Source organism: Kribbella sp. NPDC050459 (assembly GCF_040655315.1).
GTDB lineage: Bacteria > Actinomycetota > Actinomycetes > Propionibacteriales > Kribbellaceae > Kribbella.
Genome location: NZ_JBFAJQ010000022.1, coordinates 51,060 through 73,392 on the forward strand (window position 1 = coordinate 51,060; position 22,333 = coordinate 73,392).

General features: G+C 69.9%; 26 protein-coding genes and 1 riboswitch. Of the genes, 10 read left to right on the forward strand and 16 right to left on the reverse strand.

Features of this window, described 5'->3' with window-relative positions:
* The first annotated feature begins 8 nt into the window (after window positions 1–8).
* On the forward strand, window positions 9–893 hold the full coding sequence (locus AB0I12_RS41245) for an aldose 1-epimerase family protein (RefSeq protein ID WP_359941519.1): 885 nt from the start codon (window positions 9–11) through the stop codon (window positions 891–893).
* Here the strand turns inward: AB0I12_RS41245 and AB0I12_RS41250 are convergent.
* Genes AB0I12_RS41250 through AB0I12_RS41260 form a run of 3 tightly spaced genes read right to left on the reverse strand, consistent with a single transcriptional unit; the run spans window position 871 to window position 2,513 of the window.
* Window positions 871–1,338: a PH domain-containing protein gene (locus tag AB0I12_RS41250; RefSeq protein WP_359941522.1), complete on the reverse strand. Its 468-nt coding sequence runs from the start codon at window positions 1,336–1,338 to the stop codon at window positions 871–873. The genes AB0I12_RS41245 and AB0I12_RS41250 overlap by 23 nt on opposite strands.
* A gap of 11 nt (window positions 1,339–1,349) precedes the next feature.
* Window positions 1,350–2,198: an ATP phosphoribosyltransferase gene (gene hisG, locus AB0I12_RS41255; RefSeq protein WP_359941525.1), complete on the reverse strand. Its 849-nt coding sequence runs from the start codon at window positions 2,196–2,198 to the stop codon at window positions 1,350–1,352.
* A gap of 51 nt (window positions 2,199–2,249) precedes the next feature.
* Entirely contained in the window at window positions 2,250–2,513 is a 264-nt protein-coding gene (locus tag AB0I12_RS41260; RefSeq protein WP_355475986.1) for a phosphoribosyl-ATP diphosphatase, read from the reverse strand.
* A gap of 81 nt (window positions 2,514–2,594) precedes the next feature.
* On the opposite strand from AB0I12_RS41260, the gene AB0I12_RS41265 reads away from it, so the two are divergent.
* Window positions 2,595–2,990 carry a VOC family protein gene (locus tag AB0I12_RS41265; protein WP_359941528.1) on the forward strand — a complete coding sequence of 132 codons (396 nt, stop codon included), beginning with the start codon at window positions 2,595–2,597 and terminating at the stop codon, window positions 2,988–2,990.
* A gap of 150 nt (window positions 2,991–3,140) precedes the next feature.
* On the opposite strand, the gene AB0I12_RS41270 is transcribed toward AB0I12_RS41265, so the two are convergent.
* Window positions 3,141–3,830 carry an MBL fold metallo-hydrolase gene (locus AB0I12_RS41270; RefSeq protein WP_359941531.1) on the reverse strand — a complete coding sequence of 230 codons (690 nt, stop codon included), beginning with the start codon at window positions 3,828–3,830 and terminating at the stop codon, window positions 3,141–3,143.
* 18 nt (window positions 3,831–3,848) lie between these two features.
* Here AB0I12_RS41270 and AB0I12_RS41275 point away from each other — a divergent pair, with 18 nt between their 5' ends.
* Window positions 3,849–4,871 (forward strand): P1 family peptidase, encoded by a 1,023-nt coding sequence (locus AB0I12_RS41275; protein ID WP_359941534.1) that lies wholly within the window; start codon window positions 3,849–3,851, stop codon window positions 4,869–4,871.
* Here AB0I12_RS41275 and AB0I12_RS41280 read toward each other — a convergent pair.
* The 3 genes from AB0I12_RS41280 to AB0I12_RS41290 all read right to left on the reverse strand — a co-directional run bounded on the left by AB0I12_RS41280 (window position 4,846) and on the right by AB0I12_RS41290 (window position 7,029).
* Window positions 4,846–5,340 carry an anthrone oxygenase family protein gene (locus AB0I12_RS41280; RefSeq protein WP_359941536.1) on the reverse strand — a complete coding sequence of 165 codons (495 nt, stop codon included), beginning with the start codon at window positions 5,338–5,340 and terminating at the stop codon, window positions 4,846–4,848. The genes AB0I12_RS41275 and AB0I12_RS41280 overlap by 26 nt on opposite strands.
* The gene (locus AB0I12_RS41285) at window positions 5,340–5,978 is read right to left on the reverse strand and encodes an NAD(P)H-binding protein (RefSeq protein WP_359941539.1); all 639 of its coding nucleotides are present in this window, start codon (window positions 5,976–5,978) and stop codon (window positions 5,340–5,342) included. The genes AB0I12_RS41280 and AB0I12_RS41285 overlap by 1 nt, the downstream gene beginning before the upstream one ends.
* An 85-nt stretch (window positions 5,979–6,063) precedes the next feature.
* Window positions 6,064–7,029 carry a WYL domain-containing protein gene (locus tag AB0I12_RS41290; RefSeq protein WP_359941542.1) on the reverse strand — a complete coding sequence of 322 codons (966 nt, stop codon included), beginning with the start codon at window positions 7,027–7,029 and terminating at the stop codon, window positions 6,064–6,066.
* Between the two features lie 61 nt (window positions 7,030–7,090).
* Between AB0I12_RS41290 and AB0I12_RS41295 the strand changes: the two genes are divergently transcribed.
* Window positions 7,091–8,053: a hypothetical protein gene (locus AB0I12_RS41295; RefSeq protein ID WP_359941545.1), complete on the forward strand. Its 963-nt coding sequence runs from the start codon at window positions 7,091–7,093 to the stop codon at window positions 8,051–8,053.
* 85 nt (window positions 8,054–8,138) lie between these two features.
* Here AB0I12_RS41295 and ribH read toward each other — a convergent pair whose 3' ends face one another.
* The 8 genes from ribH to AB0I12_RS41335 all read right to left on the reverse strand — a co-directional run bounded on the left by ribH (window position 8,139) and on the right by AB0I12_RS41335 (window position 16,717).
* Complete coding sequence (gene ribH / locus AB0I12_RS41300; protein ID WP_359941548.1) at window positions 8,139–8,612, reverse strand: 6,7-dimethyl-8-ribityllumazine synthase; 474 nt, start codon at window positions 8,610–8,612, stop codon at window positions 8,139–8,141.
* The gene (locus AB0I12_RS41305; protein WP_359941551.1) at window positions 8,612–9,850 is read right to left on the reverse strand and encodes a bifunctional 3,4-dihydroxy-2-butanone-4-phosphate synthase/GTP cyclohydrolase II; all 1,239 of its coding nucleotides are present in this window, start codon (window positions 9,848–9,850) and stop codon (window positions 8,612–8,614) included. Before AB0I12_RS41305 ends, ribH begins: the two co-directional genes overlap by 1 nt.
* Window positions 9,851–10,525, reverse strand: a complete 675-nt coding sequence (gene pnuC, locus AB0I12_RS41310; protein WP_355698982.1) for a nicotinamide riboside transporter PnuC — start codon at window positions 10,523–10,525, stop codon at window positions 9,851–9,853.
* Window positions 10,522–11,148, reverse strand: coding sequence for a riboflavin synthase (locus AB0I12_RS41315; RefSeq protein WP_359941554.1), 627 nt, complete (start codon window positions 11,146–11,148; stop codon window positions 10,522–10,524). Before AB0I12_RS41315 ends, pnuC begins: the two co-directional genes overlap by 4 nt.
* Window positions 11,149–12,144 carry a bifunctional diaminohydroxyphosphoribosylaminopyrimidine deaminase/5-amino-6-(5-phosphoribosylamino)uracil reductase RibD gene (gene ribD, locus AB0I12_RS41320; protein ID WP_359941674.1) on the reverse strand — a complete coding sequence of 332 codons (996 nt, stop codon included), beginning with the start codon at window positions 12,142–12,144 and terminating at the stop codon, window positions 11,149–11,151.
* Window positions 12,145–12,316: 172 nt separating this feature from the next.
* Window positions 12,317–12,450, reverse strand: a riboswitch (FMN riboswitch).
* 57 nt (window positions 12,451–12,507) lie between these two features.
* Window positions 12,508–13,719: an MFS transporter gene (locus AB0I12_RS41325; RefSeq protein ID WP_359941557.1), complete on the reverse strand. Its 1,212-nt coding sequence runs from the start codon at window positions 13,717–13,719 to the stop codon at window positions 12,508–12,510.
* Window positions 13,720–13,767: 48 nt separating this feature from the next.
* On the reverse strand, window positions 13,768–14,802 hold the full coding sequence (locus AB0I12_RS41330) for a serine/threonine-protein kinase (RefSeq protein WP_359941560.1): 1,035 nt from the start codon (window positions 14,800–14,802) through the stop codon (window positions 13,768–13,770).
* 10 nt (window positions 14,803–14,812) lie between these two features.
* Window positions 14,813–16,717, reverse strand: coding sequence for a VWA domain-containing protein (locus AB0I12_RS41335; protein ID WP_359941563.1), 1,905 nt, complete (start codon window positions 16,715–16,717; stop codon window positions 14,813–14,815).
* Window positions 16,718–16,826: 109 nt separating this feature from the next.
* Between AB0I12_RS41335 and AB0I12_RS41340 the strand changes: the two genes are divergently transcribed.
* The 6 genes from AB0I12_RS41340 (at window position 16,827) to AB0I12_RS41365 (ending at window position 21,538) form a co-directional block, all read left to right on the forward strand.
* On the forward strand, window positions 16,827–17,435 hold the full coding sequence (locus AB0I12_RS41340) for a DNA-binding protein (protein ID WP_359941565.1): 609 nt from the start codon (window positions 16,827–16,829) through the stop codon (window positions 17,433–17,435).
* 180 nt (window positions 17,436–17,615) lie between these two features.
* Window positions 17,616–18,434, forward strand: a complete 819-nt coding sequence (locus AB0I12_RS41345) for an ABC transporter substrate-binding protein (protein ID WP_359941568.1) — start codon at window positions 17,616–17,618, stop codon at window positions 18,432–18,434.
* Complete coding sequence (locus tag AB0I12_RS41350; RefSeq protein WP_359941571.1) at window positions 18,434–19,198, forward strand: amino acid ABC transporter permease; 765 nt, start codon at window positions 18,434–18,436, stop codon at window positions 19,196–19,198. Before AB0I12_RS41345 ends, AB0I12_RS41350 begins: the two co-directional genes overlap by 1 nt.
* The gene (locus tag AB0I12_RS41355; protein ID WP_359941574.1) at window positions 19,185–19,922 is read left to right on the forward strand and encodes an amino acid ABC transporter ATP-binding protein; all 738 of its coding nucleotides are present in this window, start codon (window positions 19,185–19,187) and stop codon (window positions 19,920–19,922) included. The genes AB0I12_RS41350 and AB0I12_RS41355 overlap by 14 nt, the downstream gene beginning before the upstream one ends.
* A 65-nt stretch (window positions 19,923–19,987) precedes the next feature.
* A complete protein-coding gene (locus AB0I12_RS41360; RefSeq protein WP_359941577.1) occupies window positions 19,988–20,671 on the forward strand; it encodes a polysaccharide deacetylase family protein in 684 nt (227 codons plus the stop codon).
* A 135-nt stretch (window positions 20,672–20,806) separates the two neighbouring features.
* Window positions 20,807–21,538, forward strand: a complete 732-nt coding sequence (locus tag AB0I12_RS41365) for a polysaccharide deacetylase family protein (protein WP_359941580.1) — start codon at window positions 20,807–20,809, stop codon at window positions 21,536–21,538.
* On the opposite strand, the gene AB0I12_RS41370 is transcribed toward AB0I12_RS41365, so the two are convergent.
* Complete coding sequence (locus AB0I12_RS41370) at window positions 21,535–22,326, reverse strand: HAD-IIA family hydrolase (protein ID WP_359941583.1); 792 nt, start codon at window positions 22,324–22,326, stop codon at window positions 21,535–21,537. The genes AB0I12_RS41365 and AB0I12_RS41370 overlap by 4 nt on opposite strands.
* Window positions 22,327–22,333: the final 7 nt, after the last annotated feature.

Consider the following 22,333-nt stretch of genomic DNA (forward strand, 5'->3'; position numbering starts at 1 on the left):
ATGGACCCATGAACGTTTTGCCATCGGGTGAACAGTGGGTCCTTCGCGGCGGCGGGTTCGAGGCGACCGTGGTGAGTGTCGGGGGCGGGGTGCGGGAGCTGACGTATGACGGGCGGCCGGTCCTGCTCGGGTACGCCGAGGACGAGGCCGCGCATGCCGGGCTCGGGCAGCACCTGTTCCCGTGGCCGAACCGGATCACCGACGGGCAGTACACGTTCGACGGCGCCGACCAGCAGCTGTACCTGACCGAGCCCGCCCGGCAGAACGCCATCCACGGGCTGACCCGCTGGGCCAACTGGACCCGCGCCGACGACGGCTCGGACCCGGCGGTCGTCGTCGCCACCCACCGCCTGCACGGGCAGCCCGGCTACCCCCACCAACTCGACCTACGCCTCACCTACCAGCTGACCGACCGCCTCACGGTCACCGCTGTCGCCACGAACATCGGCAAGAGTGCGGCGCCGTACGGCTACGGAGCACATCCGTATCTGACGGTCGGACGTGTGATCGACGACTGTGTCCTCGAGTTCACCGCCGCCGACCGCCTGGAAGTGTCTGCGGACCAGATGACCCCGACGGGCCTTGCGCCGGTCGCCGGGTCGCCGTACGACTTCAGCGGTGGCCGCCTGATCGGGGAGACCTCGATCGACAACGCCTTCACAGGGCTGGATGCCGAGTGGTCCGTTGCCCTGACCGACCCGGACAGCGGCGCGCGGTCCGTGCTGACGGGTGACACGCCGTGGATGCAGCTGTTCACCGGCGAAGCGGTCGGCCGTACGGCGCTCGCGGTCGAGCCGATGACCTGCCCGCCGGACGCGTTCCGCACCGGTCAGGACCTGGTCGTCCTCGCGCCGGGCGAATCGCACACGACTAGTTTTCAGGTGTCGGTCTAGGACCCGCGCCGTGCTCGCGGGCGACCGCTGCCAGTTGCTTGGCGGCCCGGGTCGCCCGCGCGCCCTCGGCGGCCTGGACCGCGAGGATGCCGATCCGGTTGTCGTCGGCATCGAACAGCTGCAGCCACGCGTCCCCGGGCCGGAAGCGCAGCGCGGTGACCTCTGACCAGGTCAGCGTGTAGGACTTGAACACGTTCCGGATCCGCAGCCGGTCCGGGTACGCGGTCACCCGCAGCGTCGACATCCGGTAGAGGATCCAGAGCACGGCGCCGAAGAACGCCAGCAGGGTGATCCGCTGGAACCAGTCGAACGTGGCGCGGTCCTCCGGCGACAACCGGAACCAGATCACCCCGAACACGGCGATCAACGACAACCCCATGCCGGCCGCCATCGCCGCCACGATCCGCGGATGGAACGCGTACACCCTGTCTGTCGACCCGGACATGACCGCAGGCTTCAGATCCGGCACGCGTGGATGTCGGTGGTGAGGATCGCGCGGGCGCCGACCTCCCAGAGCTGGTCCATCAGCCGCTGCGCCTCGGCCCGCTGGACCATGACGCGGACGGCGACCCAGCCCTGCCGGTGCAGCGGCGAGACGGTCGGCGACTCCAGACCGGGCGCGACCGCGGTGGCCGCGTCCACGTCCTCGGCGCGGATGTCGTAGTCCATCATCACGTAGTTGCGCGCGATCAGGACGCCCTCGAGCCGGCGGACGAGCTGCTGCAGGCCGTTCGGCGGGGTCTCCACGCCGTGCCGCTTGATCAGCACGCCCTCGGACTGCAGGATCGGCTCCCCGAACACCTCGAGCCCGGCCTGGCGCAGCGTCGTCCCGGTCTCCACGACGTCCGCGATCACGTCCGCGACGCCCAGTTGGACGGCCGTCTCCACGGCGCCGTCGAGACGCACGACCGACGCGTCGACCCCGTTCTCGGCCAGGTGGTCCTGCAGCACCCCGGCGTACGACGTGGCGATCCGCTTGCCGGCCAGGTCCTTCACGGAGTCCGCGACCCCGGGCCGCCCGGCGAACCGGAAGGTGGACGAGCCGAACCCGAGGCCCATGATCACGTCCGCATCGGCGTGCGAGTCGAGCACCAGGTCGCGGCCGGAGATGCCGACGTCGAGCGTGCCCTCGCCGACGTACACGGCGATGTCGCGCGGGCGAAGGTAGTAGAACTCGACCTCGTTGGCCGCGTCGGTGAGCGCGAGGTCCTTGGTGCTCCGGCGCTGCTTGTAGCCGGCCTCGACGAGCATCTCGGTGGCGGCTTCGCTCAGCGAGCCCTTGTTCGGTACTGCGACGCGCAGCATGGCGACTGACCCTTTCTGGGGTTGTGAACCGGTGATCTGCGGGAGGTGCTCCTACAGATGTCGGTACACGTCGTCGAGCTCCAGGCCGAGCGCGTGCATCATCACCTGGGCGTGGTAAAGCAGCTGGGACAGCTCCTCCGCCGCCCGCTCCTTGCTCTCGTACTCGGCGGCCATCCAGGACTCGGCGGCTTCCTCGACCAGCTTCTTGCCGATCGCGTGCACGCCGGCATCCAGCGCCGCCACGGTCCCGGAACCCTCCGGGCGTGTCGCCGCCTTCTCACCCAGCTCGGCAAACAGCTCCTCGAAACTCTTCATCGCGCGCCCAGCCTACGGGTCCCGGTCGCGCGGCCCGCCGCCAGGTCCGGTGGGCGGACCTTCGCCGTGCGTTACTGGGGCATGGACAAACCGACGCAGATCTCGGTGATGCTGGCGGTATCCGACGCCCCGGCCGCCGCACGCTGGTACGCACAGGCGCTCGGCGCCGTCGAACTGTGGAACCTGGGCAGCGTGATCGGGCTGAGTATCGGCGGCGCCCCGCTGTTCCTCGGCGAGCCCGGGAACAACATCTGGAACACGCCCGCGGCGACCGGCGCCCCCACGGTGCGGGTCGAGGTGTTCGTGGACGACCCGGACGGCTTCGTCCAGCGTGCCGTCGAGGCGGGCGCGGACGGGAGCTTCGACCCGGTGCGCGATCACGCCGTGCCCTGGGGGACGCATCGGCAGGGGTCGTTCCTGGACCCCTTCGGGCATCTGTGGTTCGTCGGCGACCGGTCGCCGCTAGGGCATGTCTGACAATCCAGCGCCGTCGCGAGGAGGTGCTCGGTGCGGTAGCTCGGCGTGCGGGAGCGAAGGTCTCGATGCGGCGCATCGTGGCCTTTGCTCACGTGCGGCGAGATGCCGTGCCGAGTGCCCCGCAGTAGGCGCTGGATTGTCAGACATGCCCTAGGACCCGGCGAGCGCGGCTGAGCGGCTGCGGGGCGGTGAGTGGGCGTCGACGTACCAGTCGTGCCGCTCGGACAGCAGCTGCTTGATCATCGCGTAGTCGACCGTGTCGTCGGGGGTGCGCAGGTGGTACGGCGGCGGGTAGAACGCGTCGCCGAGGAGGGCGACACCGTCGGCGATGACGATGAGGGAGTCGGGCGCGTGGTTGCCGCCGACATGCCGCAGTACGACGTCGTTGGGCAGCCTCAGCGTGTCGTCGAAGGTTTCGTCCGGGAGGACGACGCGGAAATCGGTCCAGTCGGGGACGGCCAAGGCGCGGGCGCGGAAGCTCGGGCCGAGTTTCGGGTCGGCCTCGACCTGGTCGTGCAGGTAGCGGTGGCTCCAGGGGCGCTCGGACTCCTTTGCCAGCAGGTCGACAGCGCTGGAGTGCGCGATGACAGTCACGTCCGGCCAGACGCAGGCGCCCCAGGTGTGGTCCCAGTGATGGTGGGTGTAGACGAGCCACCTCGGCGCGGGCAGTCCGGCCGCCTCGATCGCCGTACCGATGGCGCGGGCGTGCTCCGGACTGTTGCCGGCGTCGACGAGCACGCTGCCGCCGTCGTCGGCGATCACGGCGACAGACGGGCGGATCGCGTCCGGATCCGCGTCGTGCGGGTAGATCCAGACCCGGCCGGCCAGGTGCTGCAGCATGTGGCCGACGATAGCTGGATGCACAGTCCACGGAGAGCCCGCGAACTCGGTGTCGTCGTCGGAACGCTGCCCACCGGGCCGCTCAACGCGATCACCGACGTACCCGGCGTGCTCGTCGGCCAGACCACGATCACCGGCGACGGACTGAACACCGGCGTGACCGCGATCGTCCCGGCCGGGTGGGCGGACGGGCTGCCGGCCGCGGTTGCTGTCGGCAACGGGTACGGGAAGCTGGTCGGGACGACGCAGATCGACGAGCTCGGCGTGATCGAGACGCCGATCCTGCTCACCGGGACCCTCAGCACGTTCCGCGTCGCCGACGCGCTGATCACCTGGCTCCTGGACCGCAACCCACGAGCCACCAGCCTCAACCCGGTAGTCGGCGAAACCAACGACGGCCACCTCTCCGACATCCGCCGCCGCCCCATCACCCCGGCCCACGTCCACCACGCCCTCGACACCGCCTCGTCGGCCCTCCCGGCCGAAGGATGCGTCGGAGCGGGCTCGGGCACCACCGCGCTGGGCTTCAAAGCCGGCATCGGCACGACCTCCCGCACCCTCACCGGGCCTACCGCAGGTCCGGCGGCATCTGCCGGCGTCCAGCCGACTCCCGGCGACGGATACACGGTTGGGGTTCTGGTACAGGCGAACTTCTCCGGACTGCTGTCTGTGCTGGGCAAGCCGGTTCCCGTCGAGCCGATCGACGCGGACGGCAACTCCTGCATGATCGTGGTGGCGACGGACCTCCCGCTCGACTCCCGCCAACTCGGACGCCTGGCCAGGCGGGCGATCTTCGCAATGGGCCGCGTCGGCTCCGACTACGCGCCCGGCAGCGGCGACTACGCGATCGCCTTCACCACCGCCGGTACGCCGGACTACGCCGACCGCGACCTCCGCGGCCCGTTCCAGGCCGTCACCGAGTCGGTCGAAGAAGCCCTGCTCAACTCACTGACCATGGCTCGAACCACCGCCGGCTTCCAGGGGCGCACCGCCCAGGCCGTCCCCCACGACCTCATCACCGACCGACTCGGACCTCGCTGATGGCCGGCGAACTCGACCGGCCGCCACTGCGCTGACGCACGGCGGCCCCGACCAGCAGCCCGAACGCCGCCACCGCGGCGACCGTACGCACCGCGTGTGCGATCTGCCAACGATCACGGACGCCCGCCCAGTCCGCCGGCGGCTGCTGGACCGACCACGACAACTGGTCGGAGTTGATCGGCAGGTTCACCGCCAGCGTCGTCACGAACACGATCACCAGCAAGGCGACCGCGGTGATCGCGAACCGTCGACCGTTGCCGCGGCTCCAGATCACCACGGCCACGGTCGTGACGATCGCCGGTATCAGCGTCACCGACGCGAGCTTGTCCAACGAGTCCAGCTCGACCAGACGCACTTGGGTGTAGACGGCAGCGCCGAACGATCGCAACGAGTTCTCCAGCACCATCACACACACGAGGAACCCGGCGAACAACCCGCTGAAGAACAAGCTCACCCCACGCAGCACCATCAGTACCCCACCCCGATCGGCTGACCAACGGTTGCCGGGTCGTCGAGCACCGCGAGCATCAGGTGCGCCGTGTCCGCGCGCGAGATCGAATAACTCCGCGGCACCGTGCCGCCGACAACAGTCCGGTAGCGGCCGGTCAGCCGTCTGTTGGTCAGCTTCGGCGGCCGCACGATCGTCCAGTCCGTCGCGCTCGCCCGGATGTCGGCCTCCATCACCCGGAGGTCGGCGTACACGTCCGCGGCGAACGCGTTGATCGCCGGATAGAGCAGCCGCCGGTTCAGAAAGCCCTCGTCCGCCGGGATCGGCCCGAGCGGCGCAGCGCTCACCGCGACCAACCGCCGTACCCCGGCCGCCTCCATCGCGCCCAGGATCGACTGCGTACTGCGCGACGCGACCGGCCCGTCCTTCCGCCCGCGCGGCCCCACTCCCGAAATCACCGCCGTACTGCCGTCGACCGCCTCGCGCAGCGGCTCGGCCGCATCCAACCCCGGCACCCGTAACACCTCCAGCGAAGGGTGCTCCAGCTCGAACGCGGATGCCGTCCGCACCACCGCCGTCACCTTGTGACCCGCATCGAGCGCCTGCCGTACGACGTGGCCGCCGATCCCGCCCGTCGCGCCGAACACCGTGATCCTCATCGCGCCTCCTCTTCCGTTATCCATATAGTACGAAACTCGTAATATATGGAAAAGACAGAATCGGGTGACGCGCGCCACCGTGGGCTCAGGAGTAGAGCCGGAGGATCCTGCGCGCCAGCTCGGCGATCTCGGCCCGCAGCTCGGGCGGTTCCAGCACCTCGACCGCGTCGCCGAACCGGCTCAGCGACGCGGCGGCGTTGCCGATCGACTCGATCGGGATCGTCACCACGACACTGCCGTCGGCCTCCGGCGTCGCCGCGGCGACCGCCTTGACGAGAGTCGGGTACGAGACGTCGTACATCCTGCCCGCGAGCCGCGCCGCCACCCGGACGACGGCGTCGCCGGTGAAGCGCAGGCGGTCGAATCCCGTCAGGTGGTGCTGCCAGAAGTCCGCGAGGTGGAAGTCGGTCGCCCGCTCGAACGTCTCGTCGGTCGGCGTCAGCTCGAGGATGTTGGAGACGCGGTACGTCCGCAGCCCGCCCGGCGTGGACGCCACGACGTACCAGCTGCCGTTCTTCAGGACCAGTCCGTACGGCTCGAGGACCCGCTCGACCTCGCGAGGCTCCTCCCAGCGGCGGTACCGGACCTGCACCCGGCGGTCGTGGAGCACGGCGTCGGCGATCGCGGACAGGTGCGGGGAGTCCTCGGCGTCCTGGTACCAGGCGGGCAGGTCGAGGTGGAAGCGGTTCTTCAGCCGGCCGGCGCGGTCCCGCTGATCGGGAGCCAGCGCGGCCAGTAGTTTGAGCTCGGCGGCGCTTGTCTCCGCGGTCAGCCCGAGCGCCGCGGCCGCGCCCGGCATACCAACGAGGAACAGTGCGGCCGCTTCCTGTTCGGTGAGACCGGTCAGGCGGGTGCGGTAGCCCTCGACCAGGCGATACCCGCCTGCTCGGCCCTGGTCGGCGTACACCGGAACTCCCGCCGCGGCGAGCGCCTCGACGTCGCGATAGATCGTCCGCAGCGACACCTCCAGCTCGTCGGCGAGCTCACGCGCGGTCAACCGCCGGCGCGTCTGCAGCAACAGCAGGATCGACAACAGCCGGCTCGAACGCATACTCCGAGGTTAGTCCTGATCGCTGCCATGGGCTGTCAGGTTTAGCTCGCAGGCTGGCACCATGACGACTTGGACCAAGCTGACCGGCGACTTCGACTTCCTCAACGGGTACTTCGACGTCCACCACCGCACGCTCAAGCAGGCGTTCGCGGGGTGCGACGAATGGCTCGAGTACGACGGGACCACGACCGCGCGCACGTACTTCGACGGACAGATCAGCATCGACGAGATGCGGTTCCCGACCAAGGGGTCGTACGGGCTGTCGCTGCGGCTGTTCGACCCGGTCAGCGAGCAGTGGAGCATCTGGTGGGTCAACAGCACGACGATGAAGCTGTACCCGCCGGTGCACGGCGGCTGGGCGGCCGACGGGTCGCGCTGCCGTCTGGTCGGCGAAGACACCCACGACGGGCGGCCGATCCTGTGCAGCTACGAATGGTCGGACATCACCCCGGAGACCGCCCACTGGGAGCAGGCGTACTCCGCCGACGGCGGCGAGACCTGGGAAACCAACTGGATCATGGACTTCACCCGGCGCTCCACTCCCCCGCCCGCACTCGACGTACCCAAGCTCACCGACGACTTCGACTTCCTCGTCGGACGCTGGTCGTTCCACAACCGGCGCCGGCGTCCCGTACTCGGCGAGCCCTTCGAGTGGTACGAACACGACGCCACGATGGAAGCCACCACGTACTTCGACGGCGCGATCAGCTTCGACGAAGGCTGGTTCCCGAGCGAAGGCTTCCGCGGCGCGACCTTCCGCCGCTACGACCCCGAGGCCAAAACCTGGTCCATCCACTGGATCAACAGCCAGCGCGGCCGCCTCGAATCCCCCGTCATCGGCTCCTTCACCCCCGACGGCACCGGCACCTTCGAAGGCCCCGACGACTGGACCGGCCAACCGATCGACGTCCGCTTCCTCTGGACCCCCGGCACCGACAAAGCCGCCTGGCAACAGGCGTTTTCGACCGACCAGGGCAAAACCTGGACCACGAACTGGCTCATGGAACACACCCGCGTCGACTGAGGTCTGTGAACAGGCAAGGGGGTCGGTGAACAGGTTATTAGCTGTTCACCGACCCCATAGGGTGTCGCATGAGCTCAGGTTCGTCCTACCCCAACTGCCGGACGGCGGCCAGCGTGGAGAGGGCGGCTTGGGTGGCTTCGTAGCCTTTGTCTTCTCGGCTGTCGGGGAGGCCGGCTCGGTCCAGGGCCTGGGGGTCGTTGTCGCAGGTGAGTACGCCGAAGCCGACGGGGACGCCGGTGCTGACGCCGACCTGCATGAGGCCTTCGGTCGCCGCCTGGCAGACGTATTCGAAGTGCGGGGTGTCGCCGCGGATCACCACGCCGAGCGCGACCACGGCGTCGTACCCGGACTTCGCAGCGTGCAGGGCCGCGACGGGGAGTTCGAACGATCCGGGTACGCGGATGACGGTGTGGTCGGTGACGCCGGAGTCCTCCAGTGCGCGGAGGGCGCCGGCGAGCAGGCCGTCGGTGACTTTCGGGTGCCACTGGGCGGCGACGACCGCGACCCGGGCGCCGTCCACGCGGGGTGCCTCGATGGTGGGTGCTCCACTGCCCGACATCAGCCGGCTCCGTTCTCTTCGGTCAACACGCCACCTGGCAGGTGGTGGCCCATCCGGTCGCGCTTGGTGCGCAGGTACCGCAGGTTGTGCTCGGTCGGGTCGATGAAGATCCCGCGGCGCTCGACGACGTCGATGCCGTACCCCTGGACGCCCGCGAGCTTGTCGGGGTTGTTCGTCAGCAGCCGCGCCGACGTCACCCCGAGGTCGGCGAGGATCTGCGCCCCGGTGCCGTAGTCGCGCGCGTCGGCCGGCAACCCGAGGTCCAGGTTCGCGTCGACGGTGTCCCGCCCCGCGTCCTGCAGCTCGTACGCCTGCAGCTTGTGCAGCAGCCCGATCCCGCGCCCTTCATGGCCGCGCAGATAAACGACGACACCACCCTCGGCAGCGACCTGCCGGAGCGCCTCGTCCAGCTGCGGCCCGCAGTCGCAGCGCAGCGAACCGAACACGTCGCCGGTCAGGCACTCCGAGTGCAGCCGCACCAGCGTCGGCCCGTCCCCGATCTCGCCGCGGACCAGCGCGAGCTGCTCCGACCCGTCCACGACGTTCCGGTAGCCGTGGGCAACGAAATCGCCGTACCGGGTCGGCAGCGTCGTTGTCGCGACCCGCTGGATCTGGGACTCGGTACGACGCCGGTACCGGATCAGGTCGTCGATCGACACCAGCACGAGCCCGTGCTCGTCGGCGAACTCCCGCAGCTCCGGACCGCGCTTCATGGTCCCGTCGTCGTTCACCATCTCGGAGATCACCGCGGCCGGCGTCAACCCGGCCAGCCGCGCCAGGTCGATGGACGCCTCGGTGTGCCCGGGCCGAACCAGTACGCCGCCTTCGCGACCGCGCAGCGGGAACACGTGCCCCGGCTGCACCAGGTCGTACGGCTCCGAGGCGGAGTCGGCCAGCACCCGGATCGTCCGCGTCCGGTCCGCGGCCGAGATTCCGGTGGAGATGCCGTCGCGCGCGTCGACGGAGATCGTGTACGCCGTCCGCATCCGCTCCCGGTTGTGCGGCGTCATCAGCGGAATCCCGAGCCGGTCGAGCTCCGCGCCCTCCATCGGCACGCACACCACACCGGAGCTGTACCGGATCAGGAACGCCAGCAGCTCGGGCGTCGCCTTGGACGCGGCGAAGATCAGGTCACCCTCGTTCTCGCGGTCCTCGTCGTCGACGACGATCACCGGCCGCCCGGCGCGGATCTCCTCGATCGCGTGCTCGATCGTGTCGAGCTTCAGCACGTCACCCATCTAACCCACCACCACCGGTTCAGGAGTCTGGATCCGCTCACGGTTCTGGATCTTCCACCACGACGCGAATCCGAGGACGCAGAAGAGGCCGTACACGATGTACATCGTCGCGGACGGGTAGAACTTCGCCTGCACCAGCAGCGGTACGCCGACCACGTCGACGGCGATCCAGATCAGCCAGAACTCGACGAAGCCGCGCGCCATCCCGTACGTCGCCAGGATCGAGCCGGTGAGGATCCACGCGTCCCACTGCGGGCCCCACGAGCCGAGCTCGCGCAGGACGAAGTACGAGATCGCGTACAGCACCACGGCGACACCGCCGAGCTCGAGCCGCTCGCGCGCGGTCGCCCAGCGCGGCTGCACGGCCTTGTCGGCGCCGTGGTGCCGGGTCTGGTACCAGCGGTACCACCCGTACAGGCTGACGAGCGCGAAGAAGACCTGCCGGCCGGCCTGACCCCAGAGGTCCTTGTCCTGCGGGGTGTCGAAGATCCCGCCGACGAAGACCGTGAACAGCAGCACGTTGCCGACGATGCCGACCGGCCACGCGGCGACCAGCCGGCGCATGCCGAACAGCGCACTGGCCAGACCGAACACGTTGCCGACGATCTCCCGGACCAGCACCGGCGAACCGGCGATTGTCACCTGGGAGTGCAGCAGCCAGTCGATCGCGTTCACTTCTCGCCTCCGTTGTCCTGCACTGTGCCGGCGGTCAGCAGCCGCTCGACGTACTTGGCGATCACGTCGACCTCGAGGTTGACGGTGTCGCCCACCTTGTTCGCGCCGAGCACGGTCAGCTCCAGCGTGGTCGGGATCAGGCTGACCCCGAACGTCCCGGTCGCGTCGTCGACGTCGGTCACGGTCAGCGAGACGCCGTCGATCGCGATCGAGCCCTTTTCGGCGACGTACCGCAGGATCTCCGGGGACGTCGCGATCCGGACGTCCTCCCAGCGCTCGGACGGGGTCCGCGAGGCGATAGTGCCGGTGCCGTCGACGTGGCCCTGGACGATGTGGCCGCCGAGCCGTTCGTGCGCGGCGACAGCCCGCTCGAGGTTGACCGGCGAACCCTTCTCCAGGCCGCCGAGGCTGGTCCGCTGCAGCGTCTCGCGCATCACATCCGCGGTGAACAGGCCCCCGCCGTACTCCACTACCGTCAGGCAGCAGCCGTTGACCGCGATCGAGGCGCCGTGCGCGGCGTCCTCGGTCACCTTCGGACCGCGGATGGTGAGCCGCGCGGCGTCACCGTCCAGCAGGTCCAGGGACTCGACAGTGCCGAGTTCTTCGATGATGCCGGTGAACATCTACTTTCCTCCCAGAGGAACCAGGGTCAGCCGGACGTCGTCGCCGAGGCGGGTGACGTCCGCTAGCTTGAACCGCCGCAGGTGGTCGATCGATTCCGCGCCGAGGTCGCCGACCGCGGCGTAGCCGGAGCCGAGGACGGCCGGGGCGACGTACGCGACGATCTGGTCGACCAGACCGGCGCGCAGGAACGCGGCGGCCAGCGTCGGGCCGCCTTCAAGCCAGAGGTGCCGGATCTGCCGGTCGTCCAACTGCCGGAGCACCTCGGCGGGATCGTGGGTCGGCAGCAGCAACGTCTCGGCGCGGTCGTTGCGGACGCGCGCGGTCGGCGGAATCTCGCGGTCACCGACGACCACCCGCAGCGGCTGCCGCGCCGCGGGGACGTCGTTCTCGTCGCGGACCGTCAGCTCAGGATCGTCGTTCAGCACTGTCTGGGTGCCGACGACGATCGCGTCGCACTCGGCCCGCAGGCGGTGGACGTCGGCCCGCGCGATCGGGCCGGTGATCCACTTGCTGGTCCCGTCCGGCGCCGCGGACCGCCCGTCGAGCGTGGTCGCGAACTTCCAGGTGACGAACGGGCGCCCGACCCGCACGCTGTGCAGCCAGACGTGATTCACCGCCTCGGCCTCGGAGCGCAGTACGCCCTCCACGACCTCGATGTTCTTGGTCCGCAGCTTCTCGGCGCCGCCCGCGGCGGTCCGGTTCGGGTCGGGTACGGCGTACACGACGCGCGCGATCCCGGCCTCGATCAGGGCGTCCGCGCACGGACCGGTCCGGCCGGTGTGGTTGCACGGCTCGAGCGTGACGTACGCCGTACCGCCGCGGGCGCGGGCACCGGCCATCCGCAGCGCCTCGACCTCGGCGTGCGGTCCGCCGGCAACGGCATGGAAGCCCTCGCCCACCGGATGCCCGTCACGGCCGGTGATCACGCACCCGACCACCGGGTTGGGATGGGTGCTGCCGACACCTCTCGCAGCCAGCTCGACAGCACGCCTCATCCAGGCGATGTCGATCGGCGACGCGTCGTTCACTGCTCGGGCCCCTCGTCGTCACGGACGCACTCCGGGGCCTCCGGCCGGCACGTCCGCTCCGCCGCCCACCGGGAACCGCGTCGCGCGGGCCGTCACAGCCCACGCTCCGCGCCGTCGGGCGCCAGAGCGCACCCGTCGACCGCGTGCGCCTCCCATCCGGACTTTCACCGTCGGTCCTGGAATTCCACCAGGTCAACCGATCGCCATACCGCAGCGACCGGGTCGCGGACTGTTACCGCCGGCTCGGAATTACACCGACCCCGGAGCACGCGAGTGGGTTCACTCGTGCTTCAAGTATGCCCTCTGCCGCAACCCGCACCACGACCCAGGTCACATCCTGGTCGACGCCGGCGGCACCAGCCGGCGGGTGAGGGCCAGCGCCGCTCCGGCCAGCGCGCAGCCGGCGGCCACCGCGAGGATCAGCGGCCGGTACCCGAACGCGCCGGCCAGCCCGGCGCCGACGAGCGGCCCGACCGCCTTCGCGATCGTGGTCGGGGTGCCGAGCATCCCGGCGATCATGCCGAAGCCGCTCGCGCCGTACCGGTCGAGCAGGATCGCCGGGGTCGCGATCGACGACACCCCGAACCCCAGGCCGAACAGCACCAGGCACCCGATCGCCCCGCCGACGTGCTCTCCGACCGCGGGCAGCAGCGCGACCGCGACGCCCTGGACGAGCAGGATCAGCGCGGTGATCGTCGCCATCGGCAACCACCGGGCGGACACGCTGACCACCAGCCGCCCGGTCACCGACATCAGGCCGAGCAGCCCCGCCAGGCTCGCCGCCCGCGCCGGCGGGTGGCCCAGACTGACGAGGTAGAGGACCAGGTGGACGGCGATCACGGCGAGCGCCGCGCTGTGTACGACGAACGCACCGGCGAGCAGCCAGAACCCGGGATCGCGCAGAACTCTGGCCGGTGACTTCGGGTGCCGCGTGGTTGTGGGCAGTGGCGCTTCCCGCGGTACGGCGAGGAAGTGCAGCGGGACTGTGGTGACGGCGAGGATGCCGGCCAGCACGACGAGGGCGGAGCGCCAGCCGAGGCTGTGGGCGAGGTAACCGGTGAGCGGGATGAAGATCGAGCTGGCCAGTCCGCCGACCATCGTGATCGTGAGGATCGAGTTCGTCCGGGCGGTCGGGGCCGCGACGGCGACCACGACGGCGAAGGCGGGCGGGTAGAGGACCATCGCGCAGGCGACGCCGATCAGGACGAAGACGGCGAACAACTGGACGGTGTTCTGGACCTGCGACCAGCCGAGGACGGCGGCCGCGGCCAGGGCCGAGCCGGACGCCATCAGACCGCGCCCGCCGCGGACGTCCAGGCGGCGACCGACGGGGATCGAGATGAGGCCGCTGACCAGCACGGCGATCGTGGACGCGCCGACCGCGGTCGTGGTGGAGATGGACAGCTCGTGGCTCATCGGGCCGACGAGGGCGCTGAACGCGTACGTGAGCACGCCGTACCCGACGGTCGTCGTGATCGCCAGCGCGGCGATCAGAAACCGCAGCCGACCCCTCGTCGGCGCGGTGACCACTGACGGCTCCATCACCAAAAGTCTTCCACGCCACGCCCCCGAGGTCCGACGAACTACCTCTCAGCCAAAGAGCAGCCAGCCGGCCGTCCCCAACAGCCCAATCCCCCCAGCCAAACAAGCCACAGCCACCACCCACAACACCCGACCCCGCCCAATCGGTGTCCCCCGCCCAACCGGCGCCGCCTGTCCGGTCGGTTTGGCCTGGCCTGTCGGTGGGGTGTGGGCGGCCGAGGTTGGCTGGGCGGGTGGTGGGGTGGGGGTCCAGTTGGGTGGGAGTGGGGGGAGTTGGTCGAAGACCTCGGGGGCGTCGGGGGTGTGGGTCCAGGGATCGGTGCCTGGTGGCGGGAGGGTGCCGGCTTCGGCGAGGAGGCGGCCGGCTGCTGCGGCGGAGGCGGGGCGATCGGACGGGTCCTTCGCCGTGAGGATGCTGATGAAGGTGCCCAGCGGCCCGCCGAGCTTCGGGAGCGGGCCGGTTGCGCCGGGGCGTTCGCCGGTGAGGAGTTCGACGGCGACGGCGCCGACGGCGTACAGGTCCTGGCGCGGGTCGGGGTCCGCACCAGTCAGCTGCTCGGGTGCGAGGTAGCCGGGCGTCCCGAGGACAGTGCTGTGGCGGGTCATCCGGGGCTCGTCGAGCAGACCGGCGACGCCGAAGTCCGACAGGCGCAGGTGCGGCCGCCCCGTCCCGGTGACGTCGAGCAGCAGGTTGGCCGGCTTCACGTCCCGGTGCACGACGCGGGCGGCATGCACCGCGGACAGCGCGTGCAGCAGCTGATCCAGCAGCACGGCGACGTACGCCGGGGGCAGCGGCCCGTGGTCGCCGAGGAGGGTCGCCACCGAGCCGCCGCGGACCAGGTCCATCGCGAACACGACCCGGTCGTCGTCCGCGGCCCACCCGTGCGGAGCGACCACGTGCGGATGCTCGATCCGCAGCGACTGCTCCCGGACGAACCGCAGCAGCGTCGCCGCATCGTGCTGGCCGAGAACCTTCGCGGCGACGAAGGTCGCCCGCCGCAGGTCCCAGGCCCGCCAGACCGAGCCCATCCCGCCCGTCCCGATCAGGTCGATCAGCCGATACCGGCCCGCAAACGCCTCCACCGCCCAGAACTTACCGCCGCAGCCGGACCACCAGCAGCACGCCGACCATCAGGAGCAGCAGACCCCCACCGCCCAAGCCCGCCACCAGCGCGACCGGCGGACCGGCGTCGCCGTCGACGCGCCCCTGCACCGGACCACTCGCCTGGTTGGGCTGACCCGGATCCTGGGACGGCGTGGTGCTCGGTGTCACGGACTCGCCGGCGACCGGCGTAGCACCGTCCACGTACGTCGGTTTGCCCGTGCCGGGCGTGCCGACGAAGCCGATGGTCAGCGTCATCGGAACGGTGAAGGCCTTGTCGTCGGTCTTCCGCGTCATCGACACCGCGACGTAGTACTCCCCCGGCAGCGAGGTCCCGGTGTCCTGGTTGTTCGCGCCGTCGCGGTTCAGGTACCGGATCTCCTTCGTGGTGATCGCCTTGACCGTGCCGTGCGGGTCAAGCACGGTGCGCTTGCCGGCCCCGCCGGGCACCTTCTTCGCGAACACGGCGTACACGTCCTCACCGGTCGGCGAGATCACGTCGAGGTCGACATACCGCCCGACGTCCACTGCCTTCGCGGTCGCCGCACCGAGCTGCGGAATGGACACCTGTGCCTGGATCCGCTGCCCCCAGTCCGCCTTCACCTTGTACAGCTGGACCTCTCCGGGCATCAGCGTGGTCTTGTAGCTGCCGGCGGCGACCAGCGGCGCGTCGGCGAAGCTCGAGCCCGGGACGATCTCGCGCGGCGTCGAACCCGGCATCGGTGTCCAGGTCGGGTCGCCCGCCTCGGCCGGCAGGTTCGCGGTGGACTCGACGGCCGGCTCCTCGTCGACGCGCAGCTCATACGGCGCGGACTTCAGCTGGGCGTAGTCCCTGCCGCCGGAGACCGTGAGCACGAGCTGCTCGTCGGTCTCGCACTCCTTCGGGTAGTCGCCGGTCCAGCTCGACGCCGAACCGGTGGCGATGCCCTGCTCGCCCTCGAACGACAGCGGATAGCTCCAGCCGCACGCCTCACCGCTCAGCGTGTTCAGCTTGACCGCGGCCTCGATCACGGTGCCGCCGGGAACCGGCCGGCGGAAGCTGATCCCCGCGCGCAGCGTCGACTTCGCCATCGTCCGCTTGATCGTGTAGTACTTCGCGGTCCGATCGGTGCCGAACGTGTCCAGGTAGTGGCCCGGGGCAAGCACCGGCGCACCCTCCTGTTGCGCGGCCCCGCGCACCGGCGTGCCCGACAGCCGGAACGGCCGGAACGCCCTGGTGGACAACCGGTCCAGGCCCGCCTCCAGGTCGACGGTCGAGTCGGCGTCGTAGTAGTCGCCGCGGCCTTCGCGAGCCACGCACTGGAGCTGGCTGCGCGCCTTCCCGCCGACGCGGAACCCGACGACGTCGATCTTCACGTCGATGCCCTGCTGGGCGATCGATCGCGCGACCGCGCACGGCTCGGGTGCACAGGTGGCCTCACCGTCGGAGACCAGGACGATCGTGCGCTGGCCGACCGGGCCGACGTCCTTCGCGGCCTGCTGGAGCGCGTAAGCGATCGGCGTCTCGCCATACGGCTTGTACTTGGCGATGGCTGCCTGCAACTGCGGCCGGTTGCCGGTGCCGATCGGGACGGTGAGCTGGGTGTCGGTGCAGGCGCCGGCCTGCGTGCGCTTGAACACGGTCGCGCCATACACCCGGAGTCCGACCTCGGCGCCGTCCGGCAGCTTGCGCACCACACTCGTCAGCGCCGTCCGCGCGGCCGCGATCTTGGTCTGCCCGTCACCGGCCGGCTCCGCCATCGAGCCGGACGAGTCCAGCACCAGCACGAGCTTGCCGCCGCTCGGGGCCGGGTCCGCCAGTGCCGTCGGCGCCGTCAGACCGCCCAGGACGGCGGCGAGCGTGACGGCGAGGAGAGCCCACACCGCGGTGCGGCGGTGAGCCTGGTGAGTCGTCATCGTTGTCCTCCGCTGAGATTCGCTGCCGCAAACCTTGGCAGTTTGCTATCGCAAATGTCAAGCCGGTTCCAGGCTGGAAATTCGGGTTCGCAAATGCGAAGATCTTTGCATGGAGCAGACGGCGCAGAACCTGCAGCAGCAGGTCGAGTTGTACGGCGAGCCGCTCGGCGAGGTGGTCCGGCGGATCACCGCAACGCTCGGCCTGACCCAGGGCGGGCTCGCCCAGGTGATCGGGCTGTCGGCGCCGATGCTCTCGCAGCTGGTCAGCGCGCAGCGGGTGAAGATCGGCAATCCGGCCGTCGTGTCCCGGCTGCGGGCCGTCTCCGAGCTCGCCGACCTGGCGGTGGCCGGCGGCATCGAGCCCGAGCACGTCGCGCACGAGCTCGACGGCATCCGCGCCGCCACCAGCGCCTACACACGGCCGACGACGACCCACCTCCAGCGATCGGCCACGGCCGGGCAGCCTGTCGATCCGCCGGCCAGGTTCGTGCGGCCGCTGACGATTCCCGGCGGGCCACCCGACACGCAAGCACCGTCCGCACGCGCCGTCGTGAGGGAGATCCAGGATCTCTTCCGCGCGGTCGCGTCCGCCGACGAGATCCAGCGGGCAGCCACGGCGGCGGCCGCGGTGTCACCCGGGGTGGCCGAGCTGTTACTTGCCTATGGCACCGGTCGGACCGCGGACGCGCTCGCGCACTATGACCAGCATCACGGCTGATTGCTCTGATATAGCACAGCCCGAGTAGACATTAGGCCCCGTCTCACCCTTCGTCGGCACGGAATGCCGGTCGCAGCGCTGGTGTTGGCTTGCTGCGGCAGCGGCGAACCGCCCTGCCTTCGTTGACGTTGTGAGGAGACAGTTGTGCGCGCGTTCGGCGCTTTTCGGCGGGTTGTCGCAGTGGTTGGGGCCATCACCTTGGCGAGCGCGATGGTTGCCTGTGGCAGCAACGGGGACGACGCCGCGGCGGGCGGCCAGGATCTGGGCCTGATGTCGGCGGGCACGCTGCGGATCGGCACGCTCACCGACGCGCCGCCGAACGTGTACGTGAAGGACGGGAAGTTCACCGGCTTCGACAACGACCTGATCACCGCGGTGGCGGCGAAGCTGAACCTGAAGCCCGAGTTCGTCGGCACCGACTTCTCCGCGCTGCTGTCGCAGGTGAACGGCGGCCAGTTCGACCTCGGCAGCTCGTCGATCACGATCACCGAGGCGCGCAAGAAGACGGTTGCTTTCAGCAACGGGTACGACTTCGGCTACCTGGGACTGAACACCACGAAGGACTCCGGGATCACCTCGTTCGACCAGCTCACCGGCAAGCGGGTCGTGGTGGTCCAGGGCACCGTCCAGGGCGACTACGCCACCGGCAAGAACCTGAACCCGGTCCGGGTGCCGAACTACAACGCCGCGCTCGGCCAGCTCAAGGCCGGTACCGCGGACGCCTGGGTCTCACCGGCCGAGATCGGCGAGAAGATGGCCAAGGAGCAGGGCGGCGGCACGGTCATCCTGGCTGCGAAGGAGCTCAGTGACGCGCCGATGGCGTTCGCGGTGGCCAAGAACAACGACAAGCTCCGCGAGGTCGTCAACAAGGCGCTCGACGAGGTCATCGCCGACGGCACCTGGACCAAGCTCGTCGAGCAGTACTACCCGGGTCGCGCCGTACCGGCGAACTTCACGCCGGGCAGCGGATCGGTCAAGTTCACGGCTCCCAAAGCCTGATGGACATCTGGTCCACCCTGAGTGACACCTTCCTCGACTGGGAGTCGATGAAGGCGGTCCTGCCCGAGATGCTGAAGGTGGGACTGGTCAACACCCTCATCCTGGCGGCCGCCTCGGTCGTGCTGGGCACCCTGCTCGGCATGGTCGTGGCGGTCCTCGCCCTGTCCACGAAGCGCTGGCTGCGCTGGCCCGCGAAGATCTACACCGACATCTTCCGCGGCCTGCCCGCGATCCTGACCATCCTGCTGATCGGCCAGGGCCTGTCGCCGATCACCCGGCACTGGTGGGGCCCGAACCCGTACCCGCTGGGCATCCTCGCGCTCTCGCTGATCGCCGCGGCGTACATCGGCGAGATCTTCCGCTCCGGCATCCAGAGCGTGGAGAAGGGCCAGCTCGAGGCCGCCCGGGCGCTCGGCTTCAGCTACACCAGCGGCATGCGGCTGGTCGTCATCCCGCAAGGGGTACGGCGGGTGCTGCCCGCGCTCGTGAACCAGTTCATCGCGCTCGTGAAGGAGTCCAGCCTGGTCTACTTCCTCGGGCTGCTGGCGAGCCAGCGCGAACTGTTCCGGATCGGGCAGGACGCGGCCGCGACCAACGGCAACCTGTCTCCGCTGCTGCTGGCAGGCATCTTCTACCTGCTGATCACCGTGCCGCTCACGCACCTGGTGAACCACTTCGACAAGCGGCTGCGCGAAGGCCGGCCCGCCGAACCGTCGGGGCCGGAGGACGTCAAGCTGGAGGAGCTCGCCCATGCGAACCATTGAGGCCACGAGCCTGGAGGTGTCCGGCGTCGAGCTGGCCTTCGGCAGCAACAAGGTGCTGCGCGGCGTCGACCTCGCCGTACCGGCCGGGCAGACCGCGTGCGTGATCGGCCCGTCCGGGTCCGGCAAGTCGACGTTGCTGCGCGCGATCAACCGGCTGCTCGAACCGGACGCCGGCGACGTGAAGCTCGGCGGCGAGTCGGTACTGCGGGGTGATCCCGACGTCCTGCGGCGCCGGATCGGGATGGTGTTCCAGCACTTCAACCTGTTCCCGCACAAGAGCGTGCTCGACAACATCACGCTGCCGCTGCGCAAGCTCAAGAAGCTCGACGTGGAGCCGGCGCGCGCCGCGGCCCGCGCACAACTCGAGCTGGTCGGCCTCGAGCACAAGGCGGACGCCCGCCCCGGGAACCTGTCCGGCGGCCAGCAGCAGCGGGTCGCGATCGCGCGGGCGCTGGCGATGGAGCCCGAGGTGATGCTGTTCGACGAGGCCACCTCGGCGCTCGACCCCGAGCTGGTCAAGGGCGTGCTGGCGCTGATGGCGGACCTCGCCGAGACCGGGATGACGATGGTCGTGGTCACCCACGAAATGGGTTTCGCCCGGGAGGTCGCGGACCAGGTCGCGTTCATGGACCACGGCATCGTGGTCGAGTCCGGCGCACCCGGACAGATCTTCGGCGCGGCCGAGTCACCGAGGCTCCGTCAGTTCCTCTCTCAGGTGCTCTGAGGATCTGGCGAGTCGGCCCCGTCCAGGCGCACGATGGAAGCTCACGCTGCGTCCGGGGGGTGGCCATGTCTGTGTACCGACGAGCAACAGCCGGGCTCCTGACTGCGGTACTCGCGATCGGAATGCTCGCGGCCACGTCGACGCCCGAGGCGACCACCGTCGCAGCCACTCCGGCGGCCGCGGTGGTTCGCAAGTACGTCTATCTCACCTTCGACGACGGCCCGAGCCAGTACACGCCCCAGATCCTGAGGATCCTCCGGGCGTACGGGGCACGGGCAACCTTCTTCGAGCTCGGCCAGAACGTGGCGCGCTATCCGTATCTGACCCGGCGCGTCTACCAGCAGGGCAACAGCGTGCAGAACCACACCTGGTCGCATCCCGATCTCCGGCACGTCTCGTGGCCGGTCTTCAGGTCCCAGGTCCAGAAGACCGACCGGTACATCCGGGCCCAGACCGGCTACACCCCGCGCTGCCTCCGGCCGCCGTACGGCGGCACGAACCGGCTGGTGTCGCACCGCGCGGCCGTCCTCGGCAAGAAGATCCGCGTCTGGACCATCGACACCCGCGACTGGTCCCGCCCCGGCACGTCGGTGATCGTGCGCCGCGCCCTCGCGAACGTGCACATCGGCTCGGTGATCCTGATGCACGACGGCGGCGGGAACCGCAGTCAGACGCTCGCCGCGCTGCCGACGATCCTGCGCACCCTGAAGGCCCGCGGCTTCGTCTTCACCACGATGTCCTGCACCTAGGGCGCGTCCGGTATCCGTGAATTGTTGATGCGGAAGCGGCGTGGACGCTGGCTTTCTGCGGCCGTTCGCCCAGGATGCAGTGAGGTCTCAGTGAGGTTGTGAACCCACCGCCCTGGGGGGAACATGGACATTCGCTTGACGCGCACGGGGAACAGGGTCATCGGTCTGGCGCTGATGATGCTGGTGAGCGTGGTGATCGGCACGGTGGTCGTCGCGGCGGCGAAGTCACCGGCCAAACCACCCACGCCCACACCCGCTCCACCCGCGGCGGCGGTCGCGGTCACGCCGAAGCCGACACCGCTGCCGACCAAGTATGTCGTCCTGACGTTCGACGACGGGCCCGATGCCGAGTACACCCCGAAGGTGCTCGACATCCTCGCGAAGTACGACGCCAAGGCGACGTTCTTCGAGGTCGGCCAGAGCGTCCGGAAGCATCCAGAGCTGACCAAGCGGGTCCACGCCGCCGGCCACAGCGTGCAGAACCACACGTGGACGCACGCCGACCTCCGGCAGCTCGGCGCGGCGGCGTTCCGGCAGCAGGTGCTGTCGACGGATCAGGCGATCCAGGCCCAGACCGGTAGTACGCCGGGCTGCCTGCGGCCTCCGTACGGCGGGGTGAGCGCGGCCGTCCGGCAGCGGGCGAAGGCGCTCGGCAAGGACCTCGTCGTGTGGACCGTGGACTCGCGGGACTGGACGAAGCCGGGCGTCGCGGCGATCGAGCAACGGGTACTGAAGAACGTGCACAGCGGATCGGTCATCCTGATGCACGACGGCGGCGGCAACCGCACCCAGACCGTGGCGGCCCTGCCGGTGATCCTTCAGGCTCTGAAGGCGCAGGGGTACGGGTTCCGCACGCTGACCTGTTAGGCCAGCGCGGTCACCAGCGGTACGACATCGGCAATCGACTGGACGACGCGGGTCGGGCGGTACGGGAAGCGCTCGACCTCATGCTCGCCGGTCGAACCGGACAGCACGAGCACGCTGCGCAGGCCCGCCTCGAGACCGCTGATGATGTCGGTGTCCATCCGGTCGCCGATCATCACGGTCGTCTCGGAATGTCCCTCGATCCGGTTCAGCGCGCTGCGCATCATCAACGGGTTCGGCTTGCCGACGAAGTACGGCGCGACGCCCGTCGCCCGGGTGATCAGCGCCGCCACCGAGCCGGTCGCCGGCAGCGGGCCTTCCTGCGACGGGCCGGTCGGGTCCGGGTTGGTCGCGATGAACCGCGCACCCTCCGCGATCAGGCGGATCGCCCTGGTGATCGCCTCGAACGAGTACGTCCTGGTCTCGCCGAGGACCACGTAGTCCGGGTCGCGGTCGGTCAGCACGTACCCGATCTCGTGCAGCGCCGTGGTCAGCCCGGCCTCACCGATCACGTACGCCGTCCCGCGCGGACGCTGGTCCTCGAGGAACTGCGCGGTGGCGAGCGCACTCGTCCAGATCGACGTCTCCGGGATGTCGATACCCGCGGCAAGCAGGCGGGCGCGCAGGTCGCGCGGGGTGAAGATCGAGTTGTTGGTGAGCACCAGGAACTTCTTGCCGGACGCCTGCAGCGCTCCGATGAAGTCACTGGCTCCGGGGATGGCGCGCTCCTCGTGCACGAGGACGCCGTCCATGTCGGTCAGCCAGCTCTCCACCGGTTTGGGGTCGGTCATCTCGTCA